General features: G+C 71.3%; 23 protein-coding genes. 15 read left to right on the top strand and 8 right to left on the bottom strand.

Annotation, left to right across the window (positions count from 1 at the left end):
• Positions 1-50 precede the first annotated feature (50 nt).
• Genes AB0D85_RS09245 through AB0D85_RS09210 form a run of 8 tightly spaced genes read left to right on the top strand, consistent with a single transcriptional unit; the run spans position 51 to position 7,433 of the window.
• Positions 51-1,439, top strand: coding sequence for an SRPBCC family protein (locus AB0D85_RS09245; RefSeq protein WP_362316024.1), 1,389 nt, complete (start codon positions 51-53; stop codon positions 1,437-1,439).
• Positions 1,436-1,771 (top strand): non-heme iron oxygenase ferredoxin subunit, encoded by a 336-nt coding sequence (locus tag AB0D85_RS09240; RefSeq protein WP_362316021.1) that lies wholly within the window; start codon positions 1,436-1,438, stop codon positions 1,769-1,771. Before AB0D85_RS09245 ends, AB0D85_RS09240 begins: the two co-directional genes overlap by 4 nt.
• Complete coding sequence (locus AB0D85_RS09235; protein ID WP_362316018.1) at positions 1,768-2,964, top strand: FAD-dependent oxidoreductase; 1,197 nt, start codon at positions 1,768-1,770, stop codon at positions 2,962-2,964. Before AB0D85_RS09240 ends, AB0D85_RS09235 begins: the two co-directional genes overlap by 4 nt.
• Before the next feature lie 60 nt (positions 2,965-3,024).
• Entirely contained in the window at positions 3,025-3,600 is a 576-nt protein-coding gene (locus tag AB0D85_RS09230) for a 3-phenylpropionate/cinnamic acid dioxygenase subunit beta (protein WP_362316016.1), read from the top strand.
• A gap of 31 nt (positions 3,601-3,631) precedes the next feature.
• Entirely contained in the window at positions 3,632-4,489 is an 858-nt protein-coding gene (locus tag AB0D85_RS09225) for an alpha/beta fold hydrolase (protein WP_362316014.1), read from the top strand.
• Positions 4,489-5,325: a 3-(cis-5,6-dihydroxycyclohexa-1,3-dien-1-yl)propanoate dehydrogenase gene (gene hcaB / locus AB0D85_RS09220; RefSeq protein ID WP_362316011.1), complete on the top strand. Its 837-nt coding sequence runs from the start codon at positions 4,489-4,491 to the stop codon at positions 5,323-5,325. Before AB0D85_RS09225 ends, hcaB begins: the two co-directional genes overlap by 1 nt.
• A 49-nt stretch (positions 5,326-5,374) precedes the next feature.
• Positions 5,375-6,970 (top strand): long-chain fatty acid--CoA ligase, encoded by a 1,596-nt coding sequence (locus tag AB0D85_RS09215; RefSeq protein WP_362316008.1) that lies wholly within the window; start codon positions 5,375-5,377, stop codon positions 6,968-6,970.
• 1 nt (position 6,971) lies between these two features.
• Entirely contained in the window at positions 6,972-7,433 is a 462-nt protein-coding gene (locus AB0D85_RS09210; RefSeq protein WP_362316005.1) for a hypothetical protein, read from the top strand.
• Positions 7,434-7,571: 138 nt separating this feature from the next.
• Here AB0D85_RS09210 and AB0D85_RS09205 read toward each other — a convergent pair whose 3' ends face one another.
• From AB0D85_RS09205 to AB0D85_RS09175, 7 genes are all read right to left on the bottom strand, one after another.
• Positions 7,572-8,423: a PaaX family transcriptional regulator C-terminal domain-containing protein gene (locus AB0D85_RS09205; protein ID WP_362316002.1), complete on the bottom strand. Its 852-nt coding sequence runs from the start codon at positions 8,421-8,423 to the stop codon at positions 7,572-7,574.
• Positions 8,420-8,911 carry a hotdog domain-containing protein gene (locus AB0D85_RS09200; RefSeq protein ID WP_362316000.1) on the bottom strand — a complete coding sequence of 164 codons (492 nt, stop codon included), beginning with the start codon at positions 8,909-8,911 and terminating at the stop codon, positions 8,420-8,422. The genes AB0D85_RS09205 and AB0D85_RS09200 overlap by 4 nt, the downstream gene beginning before the upstream one ends.
• Positions 8,908-11,283: a bifunctional salicylyl-CoA 5-hydroxylase/oxidoreductase gene (locus AB0D85_RS09195; RefSeq protein ID WP_362315996.1), complete on the bottom strand. Its 2,376-nt coding sequence runs from the start codon at positions 11,281-11,283 to the stop codon at positions 8,908-8,910. The genes AB0D85_RS09200 and AB0D85_RS09195 overlap by 4 nt, the downstream gene beginning before the upstream one ends.
• The gene (locus tag AB0D85_RS09190; protein ID WP_362315994.1) at positions 11,280-12,989 is read right to left on the bottom strand and encodes an AMP-binding protein; all 1,710 of its coding nucleotides are present in this window, start codon (positions 12,987-12,989) and stop codon (positions 11,280-11,282) included. The genes AB0D85_RS09195 and AB0D85_RS09190 overlap by 4 nt, the downstream gene beginning before the upstream one ends.
• Entirely contained in the window at positions 12,986-13,936 is a 951-nt protein-coding gene (locus AB0D85_RS09185) for an acyl-CoA thioesterase domain-containing protein (protein WP_362315991.1), read from the bottom strand. Before AB0D85_RS09185 ends, AB0D85_RS09190 begins: the two co-directional genes overlap by 4 nt.
• The gene (locus tag AB0D85_RS09180) at positions 13,936-14,451 is read right to left on the bottom strand and encodes a cupin domain-containing protein (RefSeq protein ID WP_362315988.1); all 516 of its coding nucleotides are present in this window, start codon (positions 14,449-14,451) and stop codon (positions 13,936-13,938) included. The genes AB0D85_RS09185 and AB0D85_RS09180 overlap by 1 nt, the downstream gene beginning before the upstream one ends.
• A gap of 100 nt (positions 14,452-14,551) precedes the next feature.
• Entirely contained in the window at positions 14,552-15,367 is an 816-nt protein-coding gene (locus AB0D85_RS09175) for a fumarylacetoacetate hydrolase family protein (RefSeq protein WP_362315985.1), read from the bottom strand.
• Between the two features lie 149 nt (positions 15,368-15,516).
• On the opposite strand from AB0D85_RS09175, the gene AB0D85_RS09170 reads away from it, so the two are divergent.
• Positions 15,517-15,951 carry a RidA family protein gene (locus tag AB0D85_RS09170; protein WP_362315982.1) on the top strand — a complete coding sequence of 145 codons (435 nt, stop codon included), beginning with the start codon at positions 15,517-15,519 and terminating at the stop codon, positions 15,949-15,951.
• Positions 15,952-16,058: 107 nt separating this feature from the next.
• On the opposite strand, the gene AB0D85_RS09165 is transcribed toward AB0D85_RS09170, so the two are convergent.
• Positions 16,059-17,660 carry an NAD(P)/FAD-dependent oxidoreductase gene (locus AB0D85_RS09165; RefSeq protein ID WP_362315980.1) on the bottom strand — a complete coding sequence of 534 codons (1,602 nt, stop codon included), beginning with the start codon at positions 17,658-17,660 and terminating at the stop codon, positions 16,059-16,061.
• 62 nt (positions 17,661-17,722) lie between these two features.
• Here AB0D85_RS09165 and AB0D85_RS09160 point away from each other — a divergent pair, with 62 nt between their 5' ends.
• The 6 genes from AB0D85_RS09160 to AB0D85_RS09135 all read left to right on the top strand — a co-directional run bounded on the left by AB0D85_RS09160 (position 17,723) and on the right by AB0D85_RS09135 (position 23,605).
• The gene (locus tag AB0D85_RS09160) at positions 17,723-17,854 is read left to right on the top strand and encodes a hypothetical protein (protein ID WP_362315977.1); all 132 of its coding nucleotides are present in this window, start codon (positions 17,723-17,725) and stop codon (positions 17,852-17,854) included.
• Positions 17,855-18,204: 350 nt separating this feature from the next.
• Positions 18,205-19,863, top strand: coding sequence for an ABC transporter substrate-binding protein (locus AB0D85_RS09155; protein ID WP_362315975.1), 1,659 nt, complete (start codon positions 18,205-18,207; stop codon positions 19,861-19,863).
• A gap of 67 nt (positions 19,864-19,930) precedes the next feature.
• A complete protein-coding gene (locus AB0D85_RS09150) occupies positions 19,931-20,935 on the top strand; it encodes an ABC transporter permease (protein ID WP_362315972.1) in 1,005 nt (334 codons plus the stop codon).
• The gene (locus tag AB0D85_RS09145) at positions 20,932-21,792 is read left to right on the top strand and encodes an ABC transporter permease (protein WP_362315969.1); all 861 of its coding nucleotides are present in this window, start codon (positions 20,932-20,934) and stop codon (positions 21,790-21,792) included. Before AB0D85_RS09150 ends, AB0D85_RS09145 begins: the two co-directional genes overlap by 4 nt.
• Complete coding sequence (locus AB0D85_RS09140; RefSeq protein ID WP_362315966.1) at positions 21,789-22,787, top strand: ABC transporter ATP-binding protein; 999 nt, start codon at positions 21,789-21,791, stop codon at positions 22,785-22,787. The genes AB0D85_RS09145 and AB0D85_RS09140 overlap by 4 nt, the downstream gene beginning before the upstream one ends.
• On the top strand, positions 22,784-23,605 hold the full coding sequence (locus AB0D85_RS09135) for an ATP-binding cassette domain-containing protein (RefSeq protein ID WP_362315963.1): 822 nt from the start codon (positions 22,784-22,786) through the stop codon (positions 23,603-23,605). The genes AB0D85_RS09140 and AB0D85_RS09135 overlap by 4 nt, the downstream gene beginning before the upstream one ends.
• The last annotated feature ends 16 nt before the right edge of the window (positions 23,606-23,621 follow it).

Below are 23,621 nucleotides of genomic sequence, written 5' to 3'. Positions count from 1 at the left end.
TGCGGCACGACCGATGGCACATCCTTTCGCCGCTGCTGTTGCCTGAGCGCATGACCTCGACGAACGAACCCCAGGGCGCTGCCACGGCGGCACCGCGCGGGGCGCTGCGGCGCCCGGCAGACCTGGCACGGAACATCGACGTCTCCGGGCTCGTGGACACCGAGGGCGGACTGCTGGACCGCGTGATCTTCACCGACCAGGAGCTGTACCGGCAGGAACTGCGCCGTGTCTTCGCGCCGAGCTGGCTGTTCCTCGCGCACACCGACCAGTTCCACAAGCCCGGCGACTTCTTCACCACGTACATGGGCGAGGACCCGGTCATCGTCACCCTGGACCGCGACCGCCGCATCCGCGCCTATCTCAACTCCTGCCGCCACCGGGGCGCCCGCGTCTGCCGCGCCGACTTCGGCACCACCCGCAACTTCACCTGCACCTACCACGGCTGGTCCTACAACCTGGACGGCTCGCTGGTGAGCGTCCCCAACAAGGACGGCTATCCCGAAACCTTCGAGTCGGGGCAGTGGGGCCTGGTGGAGGTGCCGCACGTGGAGACGTACCACGGGCTGGTCTTCGGCACCTGGAACCCGGAGCCGGTCCCGCTGCGCGAGTCGCTCGGCGACATGGCCTGGTACATGGACGCCATGCTCGACCACGACGACGAGGGCACGGCCGTCGTCGGCGGAGTGCACAAGTGGGTGCTGGAGGGCAACTGGAAGCTGGCGGCCGAGCAGTTCGCCACCGACTGGTACCACGTGAACATGAGCCACGCCTCGGCGCTCATGGTGCTCTCGCCCGCCGGCAAGAAGCCCAAGGACGAGGTCGTGCACCGCACCGGCCGCCAGTACTCCGACGCGAACGGCAACGGCGCGGGCTTCCCGGTCCACCCGAAGAACCGGTTCGACGCCCAGACCGTGCACCGGTGGACCGACTACGACGCCCTGCGCGAACGCCTCGGCGACGCCCGCGTCGAGGGACCGCTGACCAACGGCCACGCCACCGTCTTCCCCAACTTCTCCTACCTCCCCGTCAACGGCTCCATCCGCGTCTGGCACCCCAAGGGACCGGACCGGATGGAGGTGTGGGCCTGGACGGTCGTCGACAGATCGATGCCCGAGGAGGTCCGTGAAGCCCAACGGCTGTACAACCTGCGGACGTTCGGGCCCAGCGGGATCTTCGAGCAGGACGACGGCGAGAACTGGAGCGAGGTGCAGGCCATTTCGAACGGCTTCATCACCAACGGCGTCGCCCTCAACTACCAGATGGGCATCGGCAGCGAACGCGAGGACGGCCGATACCCCGGGACCACCAGCGAGCTGTACAGCGACGCCGCCGGCCGGGCCTTCTACGGGCGCTGGCGCGAGCTGATGAACACCCCCGCATGGCACGAGGCCGCACACGAGGCTGCGCACGGGGCTTCGCACAAGGAGAGCACGGCATGAGCAACGGCATCCGGGTCGCGTCCCTGGACGACATCCCGCAGGGCGAGGGCATCGCCATCGACAAGGCGGTCACCGGGACCGCCGACGACATCGCCCTGCTCCGGGACACCGACGACAGCGTGTACGCCCTCGACGACACCTGCACCCACGAGACCGCCTCCCTGGCCGAGGGCTGGGTGGAGGACGGGTTCGTCGAATGCCCCCTGCACTCCAGCAGGTTCTGCCTGAAGAGCGGCGAGGTGCAGGGACTGCCCGCGACCCGGAACGCCTGTCCGCACCGGGTCGAGGTCCGCGACGGCGAGGTCTATCTCTTCCCCGGGGAGACGCCGTGAACGTGGTCGTCGTCGGCGGCGGAATCGCCGGCGTCAGCACGGCCGCCGCCCTGCGCTCCGGCGGCTTCGACGGCGACGTGACGCTCGTCGACGCGGGCGAGTTCCCCTACGACCGGCCTCCCCTCTCGAAGGACTTCCTGGCCGGCGCGAAGGACATCGAGCAGATCGCGCTGCAGCAGCCGCAGTGGTACGACGACCAGCGGGTGCGTCTGATCAACCGGACCGTCGTCACCGCGCTGCGGCCGGGCGAGGGCGCCGTCGAACTCGGCGACGGCCGGCTCCTGCCCGCCGACCGGGTCGTCCTGGCCACCGGCGGTGGCGCGGCCCGCCCGCCGATCCCCGGCGTCGACAGCGAACGTGTGCACGTGCTGCGCACGGCCGACGACGCCGACCGGCTGCGCCCGTCGCTCACCCCGGGCGCCCGGGTGCTGGTCGTCGGCGCCGGACTGATCGGCGCCGAGACGGCCTCCACCGCCGTACGCCTCGGCTGCCAGGTCGACCTGGTCGACCCGGTGGCCGTCCCGCTGGCCGGTGTCCTCGGCCCGGAACTGGCCACCTGGCTGCACGACCTGCACGCCCGGCACCCGATCACCACCCTGCGGGCCTCCGTGGAGTCCTTCACGGAGCGGCCCGGCGGCATCGAGGCACGGCTCACCTCGGCCGCCGTACCGCGGCTGTACGACGCCGTCGTGCTCGGCGTCGGCATGGTGCCGAGCACCGAGCTCGCCCGGATCGCCGGACTTGAGGTCGACCGGGGGATCCTGGTGGACGCGGGGCAGGTCACCTCCAACCCGGCCGTGCTCGCGGTCGGGGACCCGGCCCGTACCCGTGGGCGGGCTCGCGCCGAGCACTGGGAGGCGGCGCAGCACGACGGCGCCCGCGCGGCCGCCACCCTCCTCGGCACCCCGCCGCCGGCGCCCACGGCGTCCTGGTTCTGGACGGACCGGCACGCACGCCATGTCGAGGCCGTCGGACACCTGGCCGAGGCCCCTCGAACAGTTCTGCGCGGCTCCTTCGACGGACCGTCCTTCGCCGTCTTCGGCCTGCGGGACGGGCTCGTCGTCGCGGCGGCCTCCGTCGACGACCCGGCGGCCGTGCGCGCGGCGCGCCGCATGATCGACCGCCGGATCCCGGCCGACGCGGACCGGCTGGCCGACCCGTCCGTGAAGCCGCGCGACCTGCTGCGCGGCTGACGTGCCGCCAGGCGGCACAGCCCGTACCCCCTCGGCCCGCAGAAGGGATCGAATGACACCGTGAGCACAGCGACCGAGCAGACCCGGTCGGGCGCGGGGGACCGCGCCGACCGAGACACGCACTTCGAGGTCGAGCAGTTCTACTACGAGGAGGCCGCCCTCCTCGACGACGGCCGCTATGCCGACTGGCTGGAACTGCTCGCCGACGACCTCGACTACTGGATGCCCACCCGCACCAACCGGCTGCGCCGCCAACAGGCGCTGTCGGTGGCCGCGCGGGGCGAGGCCGCCTTCTACGACGAGACCAGGGAGAGCCTGGCCTGGCGCATCCGCCGGTTCGACTCGGGCATGGCCTGGGCCGAGGACCCCCCGTCCCGGACCCGCCACCTGGTGACCAACGTGATGGTGCGGTACGCGGACCCGGCCGAACACGACGGGTTCACGGAGCACGACCTCTGGGTGCGCTCCGCGTTCCTGGTCTACCGCAACCGGCTCGAACGCGAGGAGAACGTCTTCGCCGGCAGCCGCACGGACCTGCTGCGCCGGACCGGCGACGGACGGCTCCAGGTGGCCCGGCGGACCATCCTCCTCGACCAGAACATCCTCCAGGCGAAGAACATCTCCACCTTCTTCTGAGCCCCGGCTCCTCATCGGATTGGGACATCCCGTGACCGACCTCGATCTCGAACAGCATCGCGTGCAGACCTCACTGGGTGAGATCGCCGTGGCCGAAGCAGGTGAAGGGCCCGTGCTGGTCATGCTGCACGGCGGCGGACCGGGCGCCTCCGGCGTCAGCAACTACCGGCAGAACCTCCCCGCCCTGGCCCGGCACTTCCGCGTGATCCTCCCGGACCAGCCCGGATTCGGCGGCAGTTACCGTCCCACCGAGGAGGATCTCCGGCAGCGGTCCATCACCGAGCTCACGGTGGACGCCCTGTACCAGGCGCTCGACGCACTCGGGATCGACACCTTCCACCTGCTCGGCAACAGCCTCGGCGGCGCGGCCGCGATCGCCATGGCCCAGCAACGCCCCGAGCGTGTACGGCGGTTGGTGCTGATGGCTCCCGGCGGCGGCTGGCTGCCCTTCGGGCCCACCCCGACCGAAGGCCAGAAGGAGATGTTCCGCTACTACAACGGCGGCGGGCCCAGCGAGAAGAAGATGGCCGCGTTCATCCGCACCATGGTCTTCGACCACGGGCAGTTCGGCGAGGACGTCGTCCGCGCCCGCTACGAGGCCTCCCTGGACGAGAGCCACATCGCCTTCTACCACCGCTACAACGCGGCGTTCGCGAAGCGCGGGGGCATGGACCCGCTCTGGCGGGACCTGCACAGGATCACGGCGCCCACGCTGCTGCTCTGGGGCCGTGACGACCGTACGATCACGCTCGACGGCGCCCAGCTGATGCTCAAGCAGATCCGGGACGTCCAACTGCACGTGTTCAGCCGCTGCGGTCACTGGGTGCAGCTGGAACGGCAGCACGAGTTCGACCGGCTGGTTGCCGGCTTCCTTGCGGAGGAGGCGTGATGAGCGGCGGCTGGCTGGAGGGACACTCGGCCCTGATCACCGGCGGCGGCTCGGGAATCGGCCGTGCCGTCGCCGAGCGCTTCCTCGCCGAGGGCGCCTCGGTGACCGTCCTCGGCCGGGACAAGACCCGGCTCGACGAGGTCGTCCGGGCGGCCCCCGACCCCTCCCGGATCCACGCCGTCACGGCCGACGTGCGCGACTCCGCCGCCCTGCACACCGCCGTCGCCGAGACCGTCGAATGCTTCGGCAAGCTCGACACACTCGTCACCAACGCGGGCCTGTGGGACTACCAGCGCCAGCTCACCCGGCTCGGCCCAGAGGAACTCGACGCCACCTTCGACGAGATCTTCTCGGTCAACGTCAAGGGATATCTCCTCGCCGCGGAAGCGGCCTGGCGGGAGCTGGTGAAGACCCGCGGCAGCATCGTCATGACCCTCTCCAACGCCTCCTTCTACGTCAACGGAGGCGGCCCCCTCTACACCGCCAGCAAACACGCCTGCCTCGGCCTGATGCGCGAACTCGCCTACGAACTCGCCCCCAAGGTCCGGGTCAACGGCGTCGCCTGCGGCGGCATGAACACCGACCTGCGCGGCCCCGAGTCACTGGCGCTCGCCGACCGGTCGATCTCGGCGTCGTTCGCGAAGAAGGCACCGGACGCGCCCGCGCCGCCCATCCCGCTGCACGACTCCAGCACGGACCCCCGTGACTTCACCGGACCGTACGTGCTGCTCGCCTCCCGCGCCCAGAGCGGCCCGATCACCGGGCACGCGATCAATGTCGACGGCGGTATCGGCGTACGGGGGTTCGCGACCGCCGCCGGCGGCGACCATCTCTGACACCCACCCCTCTCGACGATGCTCGACGAAGCTCAATGAGGAGCCGCTCGTGACCACGCTCGCCACGACTCCGCACCCGGCCAACTCGGGCCTGCGGGTCGACCTCAATCCGGCCTCGGCCGTCGAACGCAACGCCCGCTACCACGGTGACGCGGTCGTCGTCCGCTACCCCGGAGGCGACCTGACCTACGCCCAACTCGACGACAAGGCCGCCCGGCTGGCCGGAGTGCTGGCGGACGGCGGTGTCTCGGCCGGGGACCGGGTCGCCTATCTGGGCCTCAACAGCGGCTCGTTCCTGGTGACGATGCTGGCCGCGTTCCGGCTCGGCGCCGTCTTCGTGCCGGTCAACTTCCGGCTGGCCGAAGCCGAGTTGGAGGCCGTCCTCAGCCGCAGCGGCGCCGTGGCCCTGGTCTGCGAGGAGGGGCACCGGGAGAGTGCCGACAGCGTGCGCGGCCGCACGAGCATCGCCCGCTTCCTGCTCGTGGACGACGACCCGGAGGTGCCGACGACCGGCGCGCCCGGCTGGGAGACCTGGTCGCCGCTGCTCGCGGCCGCCCGGCCGGCCGCGGACGTGGCGGCCAGGAGCGCGGACGACCCGGCGGTCCTGATGTTCACCTCGGGCACCACCGGCACCCCCAAGGGCGTCGTCCTGACCCACGGCAACATCTGGTGGAACTCCGTGAACGTGGAGCTCAGGCTGGACACCCGGCGCGGTGACGTCACGTACGCCGCCGCCCCGCTCTTCCACGTCGGAGCCCTCAACAGCTTCGTGCTGCGCACTCTGGTGCGGGGCGGCACCGTGGTGGTCCGCCGTGGCTTCGACCCCCGGACCTGCCTCGACGATCTCGTCGACCACCGTGTGAACTCCATGTTCGGAGTGGCTCAGATGTTCGCCGCACTCGCCCGGGTGCCCGGTGTCTTCGAGGCGGACCTGATGTCGCTGCGGTCGGTCGTGGTCGCGGGAGCACCCGTGCCGCCCTCGCTGATCGAGCTGTACGCCGAACACGGCATCCTGCTCCAGCAGGCCTGGGGACTCACCGAGACCGCTCCCTTCGCCACCCATCTGCCGGTCGAGCGCACCCTGGAGAAGGTCGGCTCCGCCGGCATCCCCATGCCCTTCACCGAGGTCCGGGTCGTCGACGCGACGACCAACCGGCCGGTCGGCGCGGGCGAGGCCGGGGAGATCGTCGTCCGCGGCCCCAACGTCACGGCCGGCTACTGGAACAACCCGGAGGCCGACAAGGCGGCCTTCGACGACGAAGGCTGGTTCCACTCGGGCGACATCGGCCACCTCGACGAGGACGGCTGCCTGTACATCGTCGACCGGCTCAAGGACATGATCATCAGCGGTGGGGAGAACGTCTACCCCGCGGAGGTCGAGCGCGTGCTGTCCGCGATGCCGGGCGTGATCGATGTCGCGGTCGTCGGGGTCCCCGACGAGCAGTGGGGGGAGACCGTGGCCGCCGTGATCAGCGTCGACGACCCGGCGGCGGTCACTCTGGAGGCCGTACACACCTGGGCGGCGGGGCGGCTGGCCCGCTACAAGCTGCCGAGACGCCTCACCGTCGTGCCCGCCGTCCCCAGGAACGCCTCCGGCAAGCTGGACAAGGCGGTCGTGCGGCGGCTGGCCGAGGGGAGGAACTGACGTGCCGGCGGTGCCCGGACTCCCCGCGCTGACCGTCGAGGGCGCGGGGCGGGCCACCGTCGAGTCGTGGAACCGGCGGTCGGGCAGTCTGCGGCTGCGCCGGGGCGGCACCGAAGCCCTGGTGCGCGTGGAGCGCTGCGCGGCCGGCCGGCTCCGGGACGCCTATCCCGTCAGCGCCCACGACGTGGAACTCGTGCTCGACCGGGCGGAACAGCGTGCGGCGACGGCCCCGGTGCTCCTCGGCGCGCTGGTGCGAGCCGTCCGCGCGGCCGATCCCCGCTGCCGCCGGGTGGTGTACGCGGTGGCGGAGGGCGACCGCGTCGCCACGGAGCACGCCGAGGCCGCGGGCTTCCGGTACGCCGTCGACGTGGACCTCCGGGACGAACCGCTGAGCCTCCTGGTTCACGAACCCGACTGGGTCACGCACACCGACATGGACCTGGACCGCGTACCCGGGAGCTGACCGGCAGGGGCCGCGCCCGGACCGGACACGGCCCCTGGAAGCGCTTCACACGTCCGGGTGTTGGGCGGCGAGCCGGTAGCTGCCGGCCACGCCCTCTCGGCTGGTTCAGCGCCCCCGACGGGCTTTGCCACGGCGCGGTCAGGACGGCGAGGACCAGTACGCGGCCGCATGGGCCAGCGCCCGGCCCTCCAGGATCGCGACCATGCGTTCGAAGAGGTGGACGGCGGCGGGGCCGGACCAGTGCTCGGGCAGCACCTCGCGGGGCAGTCCGGGGTCGCGGAACGGGAGCTTGCGCCAGTGGTCGATCACGGCGAGGTACGTGACGTAGGCCTGCCGCCCGTCGATGACCGCGGCCTCCGTGAGGCGCCGCGCCTCACCCTCGTACGCGGTGATGAACTCCCGGTAGCGCAGGTCGATCTCGTCGAGGTCCCAGCCGCCCCGGACCATGGCGGTCAGCGGCTGCCCGGCGACGTAGTCGCCGACGAAGACGGCGCACTGCTCGGTGAGGTCCAGTTCGGCGATGGCGCGCTGCGCGGCCGGGAGCATCCGGGCGGGCGCGATCCAGACCGCGGAGCCGATGTTGCCGAAGCCCAGTGAGGTCAGGTGGGCGGTCAGCTGGTGGCGCAGCGCGCGGGCGGACTCGGGCACGGAGAAGTTCACGAAGCACCAGCCGTCGCCGAGTTCGGCCGGCTGCCGGGCGTGCCAGATGACCTCGTCACCGGCGGCCAGCGCCTCCAGCGCGGCCGGCGTCAGCGCGTAACCGCGCATCCCCGCGCGGCTCTCCGACTCCAGCCAGCCGCGCTTCTTGAGCCGGAAGACCGCCGTCCGGACGCTCGCGGCGTCCAGCCCCGACGCGGTCAGCAACTCGACCGTGCCGGCGATGGGCATCCAGTTGCCCATCTTGCGCACGATGGCGCCGAGAAAACTCACGAGCACGGTCCGGGACCGGCGCGCCGCTGTGGTGGGCCGGTCGCCCTTCGTCTCGCTCATTCCAGTGAGTATGCCGGACCGGGATCGCATGATCGGACCGCCCCGGTCGATCGAACGGGACCGGTCAGCGCCGCGACCCACTCCTGCGGCCAGGGCACGCTCACGGCACCGCTCGCGTGGTCGCGGCCGATGTGCGCCGTCACATAACGGCCGTGCGCGGCCCGGGCGCGCGGACGGCCCTGGAACTCCTCGCCCCAGACCTTGAAGGCGAAGGTCATCGAGCTGGTGCCGATCCGCACCACTTCCACGACCGTGCGCACGTCCTGGCCGAAGAACAGCGGCGACTCGAAGTCCACCTCGTAGCGGACGCGGGGCGCCACCGGGAAGTAGCCGTGGAGACCGAGCCCGGCCATGAGCGAGGCCTCCGCCGCCTCCACGAACCGTACGACCGTGCTGTTGTGGTAGATCCCGGCCGCGTCCGTGTCGATCCACTCGATACGCGTCCGGTGCACGCCGACCGCGTGCGCGGCCGGGGGCGCGGCGGTCATGCCGGCACCGTGCGCGCGGCCGGGGTCCAGCGCAGGTGCACATCGCCAGCGGCGCCCGCGCGCAGCAGCGACAGCCGGGGCGGGATCTTGTCGGTGCGGGAGGTGGGCGGCTTGCGCCGGCCCGCCGCCCACTGCACCGGCCACTCGGCACCGGCCCCGATGTACTCCTGCTCCGCCGCCGACTGGAGGGTCCACTGCGGGTTGTAGAGGTGGGTACGGCCGAGGGCGCACAGGTCGGCCCGACCGGCGAGCAGGATCGAGTTCACGTCGTCGTACGAGGAGATGGCCCCGACCGCGATCACCGGCACCCCCGCGGGCCCGGCCACCTGGTGGCGGATCCGGTCGGCGAACGGGGTCTGGTAGGAGCGGCCGAACGCGGGCTTCTCGTCCTTGGCGACCTGGCCGGAGGAGACGTCGATGGCGGCGGCGCCGTGCTCGATGAACGCGCGGGCGATCCGCACCGCGTCGTCCGCGGTGTTGCCGTCCGGCATCCAGTCGGTCGCCGAGATGCGGACCGTGACCGGGATGCCGGGCGGGACGACCTGGCGGACCGCGTCGAAGACCTCCAGCGGGAAGCGCAGCCGGTTCTCCAGGGAGCCGCCGTACTCGTCGGTGCGCCGGTTGGCGACGGGGGAGAGGAAGGAGGAGAGCAGATAGCCGTGGGCTGCGTGCACCTCGACGAGGTCGAAGCCGGCCGCGACCCCGCGAACGGCGGCGGCGATGAAGTCGGCGACCACCTTGTCCAGGTCCTCGCGGGTGGCCTCCCGGGGGACGTGGCAGCCGGTGCCGTACGGGAGCGCCGAGGGGCCGATGACCTCCCAGTTGCCGTCGTCGAGCGGCTCGTCCATGCCGTCCCACATGAGCTTGGTCGAGCCCTTGCGGCCCGAGTGGCCGAGCTGGAGGCCGATCTTCCCGGTCGTACGGTCGTGGACGAAGTCCGTGACCCGGCGCCAGGCGTCGCGCTGCTCGTCGGTCCACAGCCCCGGGCAGCCCGGCGTGATCCGGCCCTCGGGCGACACGCACACCATCTCGCTCATCACCAGGCCGGCGCCGCCCAGCGCCTTGGAGCCCAGGTGCACCAGGTGGAAGTCGCCGGGGACACCGGAGTCCGAGGAGTACATGTCCATCGGGGAGACGATGATCCGGTTCTTCAGTTCGAGCGGGCCGATCCGGACCGGCTGGAACATCGCCGGGGCGACCTCGGGGGCCTGCTGGTGGCGGGCGAACTCGGACTCCATCAGCGCGGCGAACTCGGCGTCGCGCTCCTTGAGGTTCTCGAAGGTGATGCGCCGTGAGCGGGTGAGCAGGTTGAAGACGAACTGCGCCGGGTCCTGGCCCGCGTACATGCCGATGTTCTCGAACCACTCCAGCGACGCCTGCGCGGCCCGCTGGGTCGACTCGACGACCGGCTTGCGCTCGGTCTCGTAGGCGGCCAGCGCCTCGGCCACCGTCGGGTGCTCGTGCAGGCAGGCGGCGAGGGCGAGGGCGTCCTCCATGGCGAGCTTGGTGCCCGAGCCGATCGAGAAGTGCGCGGTGTGGGCGGCGTCGCCGAGCAGCACCACGTTGCCGTCGGACCAGCGTTCGTTGCGGACCGTCGTGAAGTTCAGCCACTTGGAGTTGTTGGTGAGGACCCGGTGGCCCTGCAGCTCGTCGGCGAAGATCTCCGCGATCCGGGCCACGGCGTAGTCGTCGGAGACGCCCGGCGGGAACACCTGGTCCTCGGTGCGGTCGAAGCCGGCCCGCCGCCAGACGTCCTCGTGCATCTCGACGATGAAGGTCGAGCCGGTGTCGGAGTAGGGGTAGCCGTGGATCTGCATGGTGCCCCACTCCGTCTGCCTGACGAAGAACTGGAACGCCTCGAAGACCAGGTCGGTGCCGAGCCAGATGTACTTGTTGTGCCGCCGGTCCAGGGACGGCCCGAACACGTCGGCGTACTTGGTGCGGATGGCGGAGTTGAGGCCGTCGGCGGCCAGCACCAGGTCGTGCGTGGCGCGCAGTTCGTCCACGTCGGGGGCCTCGGTGCGGTAGTGGACGGTGACGCCGAGATCGGCGGCCCGCCGCTGGAGGATCCCCAGCAGCTCCTTGCGGCTCATCGCCGCGAAGCCCTGACCGCCCACGGTGAACCGCTCGCCGTCGACCTCGACGTCGATGTCCGTCCAGCGGGCGAACCGGTTCTCCATCGCGGCGTGCACGACGTCGTCGGCGTTGTCGATGCCGCCGAGGGTCTCGTCGGAGAAGACCACGCCGAACCCGAAGGTGTCGTCGGGCGCGTTGCGCTCCCAGACGGTGACCTCGTGGGCCGGGTCGAGCTGCTTCATCAGGGCGGCGAAGTACAGCCCCCCGGGGCCGCCGCCCGCGATAGCGATCCTCATGGCCGGTCCTCCACGATCTGTTCTGCCACGATCTGTTCTGCCACCATCTGGTCCGTCGCGATCTGTTCTGTCGCGCTCTGCTCCGTGACGATCCGACGGAGCTTGAAGTGCTGGAGCTTGCCGCTCGGGTTGCGCGGCAGCGAGTCGGTGAAGCGCACGTCGCGCGGGTACTTGTACGGCGCGATCTGCCGTTTGACGTGGTCCTGGATGCCCCGGGCCGCCGCCGCGTCACCGGCCACTCCCTCGCGCAGGACGACGAACGCGCAGACGACCGAGCCGCGTTCGGCGTCCGGCGCCGCGACGACCGCCGCCTCCACGACGTCCGGGTGGGTGAGGATGGCGGCCTCCACCTCGGGACCCGCGATGTTGTACCCGGACGACACGATCAGTCCGTCGTTGCGCGCCCGGTACCAGTAGTAGCCCTCCTTGTCTCGGAGGAAGGTGTCACCGGTGATGTTCCAGCCGCCCAGGACGTAGGCGGCCTGCCGTTCGTCGTCGAGGTAGCGGCAGCCGACCGGGCCGATCACGCCGAGCAGGCCCTCGGCGCCGGGCCCGAGTTCCTTGCCGTCCGGTGCCAGGATGGCCGCGCGGTAGCCGGGCACGGGCTTGCCGGTCGCCCCGGGGCGGATGTCGTCGCCGTCGGCCGAGATGAAGATGTGCAGCATCTCGGTGGCGCCTATCCCGTCGATGACCTTGAGGCCGAGCCGGTCGCGCAGTTCCTCCCACAGGGCCTGCGGGATGTGTTCGCCCGCGCTGACCGCGCGGCGCAGCCCGGTGAGCCGGTCCGCCTTCCCGGACTTGAGGATCTGCTGGTACGCGGTCGGGGCGGTGGCCAGGACGGTCACCCCGTGCTCGGCGACGAGGTCGGCGAGTCCGGCCGGCGGCACCGACTCGGTGAGGAAGGCACAGGCGCCCGCCCGCAGGGTGAACACGACCAGCATGCCGAGGCCGAAGGTGAAGGCGAGCGGGGCGGTGCAGGCGACCAGGTCCTCGGGGAGCAGCCGGAGCGTGTGCTTCCCGAAGGTGTTGTCGATCGACAGGATGTCGCGGTGGAAGTGGGTGGTGATCTTCGGGACGCCGGTGGTGCCCGAGGTCGGCCCGAACAGCGCGACGTCGTCGGCGGCGGTGTCGGCGGCCTCGAACCGCCCCGCCTTCGCCTCGACCCGGTTGCTCAGGTCGTCGGCCGTGTCGCCGCCGTACGGCACGACGACCAGGTCCGGCGCGACCGAGTCCCGTACCGCGGACACGTCGTCGAGGAAGCGGTGGTCGACCAGTGCGACGACCGGCCGGGTCTTCGCCACGACGGGCGCCAGCTCGCCCGCCCGCAGTACGGCCATGGTGGTGACGACGATCCCGCCGGCCTTCACCACGCCCAGCCACGCGGCCACGGTCCAGGGGGTGTTGGGGGAGCGCAGCAGCACCCGGTTGCCGGGCACCAGGCCGAGGTCCTCGGTGAGCACCTGGGCGATCTGGTCGGCCCGCCGCCGGAGCTCGCCGTAGGTCCAGACGTCGCCGTCGGGGGTGCGCAGCGCGGGGCGGTCGGGGCCGAAGGCCGCCAGCGGGCGGTCGATCAGCTCGACGGCGGCGTTGAGCCGTTCCGGGTACCGGAGCGCCTCGGTGGTGAACTCCAGCACCGGCCACTGCCCGGCCGGCGGAAGGTGGTCGCGGGCGAAGGTGTCGGTGTGCCCCGAGGGCGACAGGGTCATCGTCGCCCTCCCTCGGCGGCGCGGATCTCGGCGGCCCGGATCATCCCTTCCTGGACGACGGTGGCCAGGTGCGTGCCGTCCGGGGTGAAGAAGCGGCCCGCGGCGAGCCCCCTGCCGTCGTCGGCCGCGACCGCCTGCTGGGCGTAGAGCAGCCAGCCGTCCACCACACCCGCCCCCGGCGCCCGGTGGAACCACATCGCGTGGTCGAGGCTGGCCGTGACCAGCCCTTCCCGCGCCCAGGGCAGGTCGAGGACGCGGAGCACCGGCTCCAGGATCGTGTAGTCGCAGACGTAGGCGAGGGCGGCCGTGTCCCGCTGCGCGTCCGTGAGCCCGTCGACCGGCCGCAAGGTGTCGAACGGCCTCACCCAGACCGCCTGGTGGGGCTTCCGCTCGCCCTCGACGTCGAGGTAGACCGGCCCCGGCACATGGCGCATGTCGAAGCCCCGGCCGCCGCACCAGTAGTCCCTGGAGACCTCGGTCATCGTCCCGCCGGTCCGCCCGGCGAGATACTCCGCGGAACTCGGCAGTTCCTCCGGATCGGGCAGGCCCGAGGCGTCCAGCCAGTCCGGGAGGTCTTCGCCGTAGCTCCCGCCGGGCTCGCCGGCGGCGAAGTTGGCCAGGCAGACGTAGAGCGGCTTGCCGTTCTGGTAGCCGCGCACCTGCCGGGTCGCGTAGCCGCGGCCGTCGCGCAGCAGCTCCACCTCGTAGCGGACCTCGGCGCCGATGTCGGCGGGGCGCATGAAGTAGGAGTGCATGGAGTGCAGCGTCTTGCCGTCGTCGACGGACTTCATCGCCGCCGCCGCGGCCTGGGCGACCAGATCGCCGCCGTACGCCTTGGGCCACGGGCAGGGCTGGGTGACCGCCGTGAAGGCGAGGTCGAAGCGCTCGGCCTCGGCGGGGGTGAGGGTGACGGCGGCGGTGAAGACCTCGGAGGTGGTGTCGGTCATCAGGGGCGGTCCGTCCAGTCGCGCAGGTCCGCGTCCGCGACCTGGGGGAGGTTGACCACGATGTTCTCCGGGGTACGGGTCGTCATCCAGGTCAGCGGGTTGTTGCGGTCGAGGTTGCACTCGACGTGGGGCAGGAACGGCGGGACGAACACCCAGTCGCCCTCCGCCATGTCGATGTAGTCCTCGAACTTCGCGCCGAAGTAGATCCGGGCCCGGCCGGAGAGCACATAGCCGCCGGTCTCGGCCTCGCCGTGGTGGTGGGGCACCGAGCGGTAGCCGCCGTCGTTGTGGACCTTGCCGAACCAGAGCCGGGTGGCCGGGGTGTGCTGGATGCTGACGCCCGAGATCCGGGTGGCACCGGCGGACTGCCCGGTGTCGCCGGGTTCCGTACCGCCGCGGGTGACGACCGGTACCACCAGGCCGCTCTCGGTGGCGTACATCGAGTTGTCGCCGTCGAGGACGTACTGCCCGGGGACCTGCTGCCCGGGGACGTACTGACTGGGATCGGGGTTCATGAGGACTCCAAGCCGGTGGATGAAGGGGGCGTCGGCGGACCAGCGGGTGCGGGCGGGTGCCAGTGGGTGCGAGCGGGTGAAGCGTCGGCGCCGACCGGGGTCAGCGGGTGAGGCGCACGGTGTTGCGGAGCGTGCCGATTCCGGATATCTCCGTTTCCACGATGTCCCCGTCGGCGAGGAAGCGCTTGGGCTCCCGGGCGACTCCGACGCCGCCGGGCGTGCCGGTCAGCACGAGGTCGCCGGGGCGCAGCACGGTGAACGTCGAGATGTACGCGAGCAGGTCGGCGGCGTCGAACACCAGCGTCTTGGTGGTGTCCCGCTGGACCTGCTCGCCGTTCACGCGGCAGATCACCTCCAGGCCCGCCGTCGGGTCGACCTCGTCCGGGGTCACGACCACCGGGCCGACGGGGGTGGAGGCGTCCCAGGCCTTGCCCTGGAACCACTCCAGGGTGCGGTACTGCCAGTCACGCACCGAGATGTCGTTCGCCACGGTGTACCCGGCGATCCCGGCCAGCGCGGTCGCCCGGTCGGCGCGGCGCAGGGTGGCACCGACCACCACGGCCAGCTCGGCCTCCCAGTCCACCTGGAGACCGGCCGGCAGCACGATGTCGGCCTCGGGACCGGTGAGAGTGTCCGCGTACTTCGGGAAGAGCGTGGGGTACGACGGCAGCTCGCGCCCGGTCTCCCGGATGTGGTCGGCGTAGTTCAGCCCGCAGCAGATCACCTTGCCCGGAGCCGGCAGCGGCAGCACCGGAACGGCGTCGACCAGCGCGTCCCCGGCCAGGCCGGCCACCTGCCGGACCGGCACCGCCGCCAGCAGGGCCGACAGGTCGCCGGCCGGCAGCGCCCGCCAGGTGCTCCTGTCGAGCACCGCGGCGCTGGTACCGGCGGCGTGGGCGACGGTCGAAAGACGCATGGGTTCTTCTCTCCCTCAGGCGCGGTGTGCTCCTTCTCGATATTTCATTATTTCCGCGAGCGTCACATCTCTGTCAATAGATGCTACGGTGTGGCGCCAGACAGCACAGATCCGGCACAGACCCGGCAACGCCCCCGCAGGAGTTCTCCATGGCGATCAACTCGGCCCCGGTTCCGGTGAACCCCGCGTCCCTGCCCAAGCCCAGCGGCTACTCGCACGGGACGCTCAGCGGCAACACGCTCTACCTGGGCGGCCAGACCGCTCTGGACAAGAACATGAAGATCGTCACCGGCGGGATCGTCGAGCAGTTCCGGCAGGCGTTCGGCAACGTCCTCGCCACGCTGAAGGAAGCCGGTGGCATCCCGGAGGACCTGGTGAGCATCACGCTCCACCTGACCGACATCCCGGACTACCAGGCGCACGGCAGGGAGATCGGGGCGGTGTGGCGCGAGCTCGCGGGGCCGGTCTATCCCGCGATGGCCGGCATCGGCACCACGGGCCTGTGGCAGCCCGAGGCCCTGATCGAGATCCTCGGCGTCGCGGTGATCCCCGACGAACGCCTCGTCCGGCCCGCCACCGTCTGAACCTCCGCGCCCTCGCGGCGAACGGCAGCCGTCCTGGCCGGCACCCGGGAGAACGGGAATCCCTCCGGAGACGGCCAGGACGTTTTCCCGCGGCCGGGTGAACGGCGTCAGTGCCCGCGCGAGCGGCGGCCCCGGCGCAGCAACTGCTGGGCGGCGAGATGGCCGGAGCCGCCGCCGAGACCGGGGCCGGGGTGTGTCGAGGCGCCGATGTGCCACAGCCCCGGCACCGGTGTCGCGTGCCGGGAAGCGGCCGGCAAGGGGCGCCAGAGCAGGTTCTGGTCCAGCTCGGCCGAGCCGCCGTACGGATCACCGGCGACCGCGTTGGGGTTGGCCGCCGCCAGGTCGGCGGGCGTGACGACGTCCAGGGCGAGCAGCTTGTCCGGCAGATCGGGGGCGTGCCGCGCGACCCGGGCGAGCACCCGCCGGGCGTACCCCTCCGCCAGCTCCTTCGTCCAGCCGGCGGACACGTCGAGTTCCTCCCCGGCGTCCCCGGCCGGGGCGAAGGGCAGCTCCTGGAGCTGCAGCCAGAGCGCCGCGCCGCCCTCCGGAACCCGCGAGGGATCCAGCACGTGCTGCTGTCCCACGACGACCGTCGGCCGACGCGGCAGCAGCCCCGCCTCCGCCTCGGCACAGGCGATGCCGGTGCTCGCCGAACCGTCACTGAGATGCAGCAGCGGTACGCCGGCCAGCCGGTCGTCGTTCCAGGCCGGCGGGGCGGAGAGCGCGACGTGGAGCTGCATCGCGGCCCGGCCGTGGCGGAACCGGCCGGCCTGCGCGCGAACCGTGGGGGAGACGCGGGCGTCGGCGGGCAGCAACTCGCCGTACAGCGCGGACGGGGTCACCGAGGCCAGGACGGCGCGGCGGGCGAGCAGGGTCTCACCCTCGCAGACGACACCGACGGCGCGCCCGTCGCCGTTCACCACGACCCGCTCCACGGTGTGTCCGGTACGGACGTCCACCTGCCACTCGGAGAGCAGTGCCCGGAACGCGTCCACGAAGCGGCCGGCCCCGCCCGCCACCACCGGCAGACCGAAGCCGTGGACGGTCGCGGCCAGGATCGGGAGCATGAGCGCGCCGGAGGCATGGTCGGGCGACAGCCCCGCATGCAGCAGCCAGGGCACCCACAGCAGATCCGCCTCGTCCCCGTGGAACTCGCGGCGGCAGTAGGAGCGGCCGCTGGTGACCGTGTCCCGCAGCCAGGCCTCCGTACCGGCCGGCTTCTCGTGGCGCAGCAACCTGACCGCGTGGCGCAGCACCTGCGGTGAACGCGGCTCGCTGCCGAGGAAGCCCCCGATCGCGTCGGCGTTGTCGAGGAAGCGTTGCAGCATCGCGAGGTAGGCGGCGCCGTCCTCCGGGTGGGTGAACGCGGCCGCGGTCGCCTCCGGAGCACGGTGGGCCAGCACCACCCGGCCGTCGTCCGCGACCGTGCCGGTGACGAACGCGTCGGCGTTGAGGTAGCGCAGGCCGTGCCGGTGCAGATCGGCGCCGAGCGCGGCGTACGCGGGGCCCGAGACGAACAGCGGGTGCCAGGAGGAGTACGTGTCGTGCAGGTATCCGGGGACGGTACGTTCCTCGGTGGCGATGAAGCCGCCCAGCCGGTCGGCGCGTTCGACGAGGGCGACCGACCAGCCGGCCTTCGCGAGTTCGGCGGCGGCGACCAGGCCGTTCACTCCGGATCCGACGACGACGGCGTCGACCGTGGTGGCCATGTGTGCTCCTGTCGGGTGTCGAAGAGGCGGGCCAACGGGGTACGGACCGCCCGATCCCTACGGTGGCGGCGCTCTCCGGCAGCGCGGCGGGCGCGTTCTCGTGGATCCGTACCCCGGTACGGGCCGAAGCCTCCGCCCGGCACGGGCGCCGGTACGGCACCTCCCTGTCCGGTGGCTCCCGGCAGGTCGCCTGAGGGGGCAGTGCCAGGGCCTGCCGGGCCACGCCCTGGACAATGTGTCGAGCTTTATATAAAGCTTGCTACACAGTGACGGTAGGGCGAAGCCCAGGGGCTGCCCCAGGATCTGGCAGTACCCGGAGGGCGCGGCCCGGCCGGTCCCGTAGCGGTCCGCGCCGGATCTCGACGGCCGGTCGCCCGCCGGCCGGGCAACCGCTCTCGATGCCCGCATGGAACGTACCTGTAAATCCTGCGTGAACCCTGGCTTTGTTGAATAACACCCGCTATACAGTGACTGTTATGCACAGCGCGCCTCGCTCTACGGGGCGATCTCGGAGCGTCGCTCCGCGCACACCAAGGAGACCCTCATGTCCCTGGCCGTGACGCCTCTTCGCCCATGGCGCAAGGCACCTCTCATCGGCTTCGCCGTCGCGCTCACCGTGACGGTCGGCGCCTGTTCCGGAAAATCCGACGGCTCTTCGCGGAACTCCGGTGCGGACAAGCGTGAACTCGTCTCCACGGCGGGGACCGCGGCGGGCAAGGTCGACCAGGTCACCTGGAACCTGACCAGCGGTGAGCCGGACACCCTGGACCCGCCGAACGCGGCGACCTACGGCGGCGGCCAGGTCGTGATGAACCTCTGCGACACCCTCGTCCGCTACGACGCGGACTACAACATGTCTCCGGGGCTCGCGGACTACAAGCAGGTGTCCCCGACAGAACTTGTCTACACCCTTCGCGGCAACGCGCGATTCTGGGACGGCAATCCGGTGACCGCGCAGGACGTGGCCTTCAGTCTCGAACGCGCGAAGAAGAGCAGTATCGTCAGCAGCTTTTTCGCGTCGGTGAAGTCGGTCAAGGCAACCGGTGCCAAGGAGGTCACGGTTGAATTCTCCGTGCCCGACGAGAAGTTCAACACGGAGATGACGAATATCGCCGGGGTCGTGGTCGAGAAGGCGTACACGGAAAAGGCCGGCAAGGACTTCGGCACCGCCGCGGGCGGGCTGATGTGCAGCGGGCCCTTCAAGCTCGACCGGTGGAAGTCCGGCGACTCCATCACGATGACGCGGAACGACAGTTACTGGGACGCCACGCGCAAACCCCTGGCCAAGCACGTCAAGTTCACCTTCGTCACCGACACCACCGCACTGACGAAGGCGCTCGACGCGGGCGAGATGGACGGCGCGTACGAGCTGCCGCCCACCGCGATCCAGGCACTGGAGAAGTCGAAGACCGGCAACCTCTACTTCGGACCGTCCACCCAGAGCGACGCGCTGAGCATCGCCAACACGGGCGTGCTGACCGAGGACCCGAAGCTCGGCGCCGCGCTCCAGCGCGTCATCGACCGTGCGGCCCTGGCCGAGGCCGTCTACCGCGGGGCCGGTCAACCCCTCTACACCTTCGTCACCCCGCGGACCTGGCCCACGGACCAGACCACCGCGTACGAGACGGCCTACAAGCAATTCGAGAAGTCCAGGTCGTACGACCTCAAGGCGGCGAAGCAACTGGTCGAGGAGTCCGGATACAACGGGCAGGACCTCGTGCTCGCCTACGGGGCCGGTGACCCCACCGCGAGCCGGATCGTCCAGCTGGTCCAGCAGCAGGCCAAGCAGGCCGGCATCAACCTCAAACTCCAGAGCATGGGAGCGCTGGCGTTCCAGCAGGCCGGCTACGACGCGAGCAAGCGCAAGGGGATCGACCTGATGTTCGGGTCGAGCTTCAACTCCGTCAGCGACCCGCTGGAGCCCGCCCAGTTCGCCTACCTGCCGGGATCGCCGTACAACTACGTCAACTACCACGACGCGGCGACCGCGAAGCTGCTCGACGAAGCGGCGAGCACCTTCGACAGCGCCAAGCGGGCCGAGATCGTCATCAAGGCGCAGCAGCGCTGGGAGGCGGCCAACCTCACCATCCCGCTGGTCGCCACCGACACGGTGACCTTCCTCAACAAGCGTCTCGCCGGGGCGGTCACCTCCTTCGCGTACTGGTCGATGCCGAACATGGCGTTCATCGGATCGGCCGCGTGACGCCGCGACGGGTGCCCCGCCCGCGTCATCCCCTTCGCTCCCTCGGCCTGACTGGGACTGCACGAATATGACAACCACCTCTGTAGCCGGCGGCTTCGCGCGCCGGTCCCGCCCCTGGCCCGGCCTGCCCGTGGTGCGAGCGGTCGTACGCGCTCTGCTGGGCGCGGCGGCGACCGCCCTGGCCGCCTCGTTCCTCATCTACGCCGCGCTGGCGCTCACCCCGGGAGACCCCGTCGACCAGGTGGTCGGCCAGCGGGCGACGAAGGAACAGCGCGCGGCGGCCCGGGCCCAACTCGGACTCGACGAGCCACTGCCCGTCCGGTACGTCCACTGGGTCGCCGATGCCGTCCAGGGAAACTTCGGACGGTCCATCACCTACCGCCAGGACGTGTCCGGACTCATCGAGCCGCGGATCGCGACCACCCTGACGCTCGTCCTCCTCGCCGCTGTCATCATCGTGGTCTGCGGAGTCGCCCTCGGCGCGGTCGGCGGCCTGAGCGACCGCTGGCGGCCCGTCATCGGCGCGTTCGTCGGCATGGGCCTCTCCGTCCCCGCCTTCGTCTCGGCAAGCATCCTCATCGGGATCTTCGCCGTGCAGCTCGGCTGGTTCCCGACGTACGGCGCCGGCGACGGGTTCGCCGACCGACTGCGCCATCTGCTGCTGCCGGCCGTCGCGCTGTCCCTCGGCTGGACGGCCTACGTGGCGCAGATGACGACGGCCGCCGTGCGCGAGCAGGCGGGCAAGGACCATGTGGCCACGGCCGTCGGCCGAGGGCTCGGGCGCGGACTCGTCTTCCGCCGGCACGTCCTGCGCAACGCCGCGCTTCCCGTCATGACCGCCTCCGGGCTCACGGTGGCCGGACTGGTCGCCGGATCGGTCGTCGTCGAGACCGCGTTCTCGGTCGACGGAATCGGATCACTGCTGATGAAGAGCGTGACCAACAAGGACTACCCGGTCGTCATGGCCATCTCGATGCTGATCGTCGTCATCTTCGTCGCGGTCACCACCCTGCTCGACCTCGCACAGACGGTCCTCGACCCGCGGACCCGGACCACCGGAGGCAACAGGTGACCACCCTCGCTCTGCCGGCCGGGCGGGCCGCCCGCATCGGCCGGTCGGTCCGGCGGGCCGATCCGGTGCTCCTGTCGGCCGCCGTGATCTGCTCGGTACTGGTCCTGCTCGCCCTGGTCGGTCCGCTGCTCGCACCGTACCCGCCCAGCGAGGCCGACCTCCTCGCGGCGAGCCAGGGGCCGGGCGCGGACCATCTGCTCGGCACCGACTCCCTCGGCCGCGACATCCTCTCCCGGATTCTCCACGGCGCCCGCCTCAGCTTCATGGGGCCCGGACTGATCGTCGTCCTGAGCCTCGCCCTGGGCACCGGCCTCGGGATCGCCGCGGCCTGGCGGGGCGGCCTCGTCGACTCGCTGCTGTCCAAGGTCTTCAACGTCGTCTTCGCACTGCCCGGGATCCTGGTGGCGATCGTGGCGGGCGCCGTGTCCGGCGGCGGGTTCTGGGCGCCCGTGCTCGCGCTGTCGCTCGTCTACACGCCCTACGTCGCCCGTGTGGTGCGGAGTTCGGCGGTGACCGAGCGGAACATGGCCTACGTCGAAGCCTGCGAACTCGCCGGCATGTCGGCCTGGCGCATCTGCGCCCACCACATCCTGCGCAACCTCCTCCCGATCGTCCTGGCCCAGGCGACGATCAGCTTCGGCTCGGCGCTCATGGACTTCGGAGCGGCCTCCTACCTGGGCGTCGGCATCCAGCCCCCGCAGGCCGAGTGGGGCCTGATGGTCAGCGAGGGGCAGGCGGAGCTGCTCGACGGGGCCATGCAGCAGAGCCTGTCCGCGGGCCTGATGATCCTGATCTCGGTGGTGGCGTTCAACACCCTGGGCGAACGCCTCGGTTCACGCGCTGGAGGACGGCGATGACTTCCGCACTGCTCGACATCGAGCACCTCCGTATCGATCTGCCGGGGCGTGGGCGGGCCGACGGCAGGCGCCGGGTCATCCACGACGTGAGCCTGAGCGTGCCGCCCGGGGCCTCGGTGGGCCTCGTCGGCGAGTCGGGGTCCGGGAAGTCGATGACCACGAAGTCCGTGATGGGCCTGCTGCCGAAGGGGGCCGTGGTCTCCGGTGCCGTCAGGTTCCGCGGGGACGACCTCTCAGCCTTCGACCGCCCGCGCTGGGCCGCCTACCGCGGCCAGGACGTCTCGATGATCCACCAGGACCCGCGGTCGTACACCAACCCCCTCGTGAAAATGGGTGACTTCCTCGTCGAGGCGGTCGTGGCCGGCAAGCTGATGTCCCGCGCCGAGGCCCGCGACCGGGCGTGCGTCCTGCTGCGGGACGTGGGCATAGCCGACGCGCCCCGTCGCATGGAGCAGTACCCGCACGAATTGTCCGGCGGACTGCTCCAGCGGATGATGATCGTCATGGCGCTGATGCCCTCGCCGTCGCTCGTGCTCGCCGACGAGCCGACGACCGCGCTCGACCCGACGGTCCAGGCCGAGGTCGTGGCGATCCTCTCCGAGCAGATCCGCGAACGTTCGCTCGGCCTCCTCTTCATCACCCACGACCTGGACCTCGCGGCGGCGATCAACGACTCGCTGGCCGTGATGTACGCCGGTGTGATCGTGGAGCAGGGCCCCTCGTCGTCGCTCGTCTCCCGCCCCCGGCACCCCTACACGGCCGGGCTGCTCCGCTCACGCCCCCGCCTGGACGCGGTCGACGAACTCCGTCCGATTCCCGGCCGGCCGCTGTCGGCCTTCGAGGCCGGGGAGGGCTGCGTGTTCGCGTCGAGGTGCGAGTTCGCGACGGACCGCTGCCGCCTGGAGCGCCCCGCGCTGAGCGGTTCCGGGGACCGGAGCGTCGCCTGCCACCGAGCCGACGAGCTGTCCGACGTCCTGGTGGGGGAGTCCGTATGACCGACAACATCCTTGAGGTACGGGGTCTGCGGAAGACCTTCGTCACCCGTGACGCCGAGGGACGCGGAGAGCATGTCGCGGTCGACGACGTGTCCTTCGACATCCCGCGCGGGTCGTGTCTGGCGATCGTCGGCGAGTCCGGGTCGGGCAAGACGACCACCGCCCGCATCGTCGCCGGTCTGGAGACGGCCGACGCCGGCACGGTGACGCTGGACGGCGAGACCGACACCCAGCGCCGAAGGCACCGCGGGCGGACGGCGCGACCGGTCCAGATGGTCTTCCAGGACCCCTTCGGCTCCCTCGATCCGCGCCAGCGGGTGGGGAACGGGATCGAGGAACTCCTGGGAATCCACCACCGGTTGAGCAGAACCGAGCGGCGCACCCGGGTGCTCGAACTCCTCACCCGGGTCGGGCTGGACGAGCAACACGCGGGCGAGTTCCCCGGCAACCTCTCCGGCGGACAGCGCCAGCGGGTGGCGATCGCCAGGGCGCTCTCCATGGAACCGAAGCTGCTGATCCTGGACGAGGCCGTCTCGGCACTGGACGTCAGCGTCCAGGCACAGGTGCTCAACCTGCTGATCGACATTCGCCGACAGACCGGCATCACCTATCTGTTCATCTCCCACGACCTCGCGGTCGTCCGTCAGATCAGCGACCACTGCGCGGTGATGCGGAACGGGCGGGTGGTGGAGGAGGGCGCGACTGCCGAGGTGCTCGGCAGTCCCCGTGAGGAGTACACCCGGACACTGATCGACGCCGTCCCGCGGCCGGGGTGGGTGCCCCGCCGCAGGACCGAGCTGACCGTGGCCAGGGAGTGAGCCGCGTGCCCCCGGG

Source organism: Streptomyces sp. NPDC048277 (assembly GCF_040652235.1).
GTDB lineage: Bacteria > Actinomycetota > Actinomycetes > Streptomycetales > Streptomycetaceae > Streptomyces.
The sequence above is the reverse complement of the archived record's forward strand: the minus strand, read 5'-3'. Positions and strand labels throughout refer to the sequence as shown.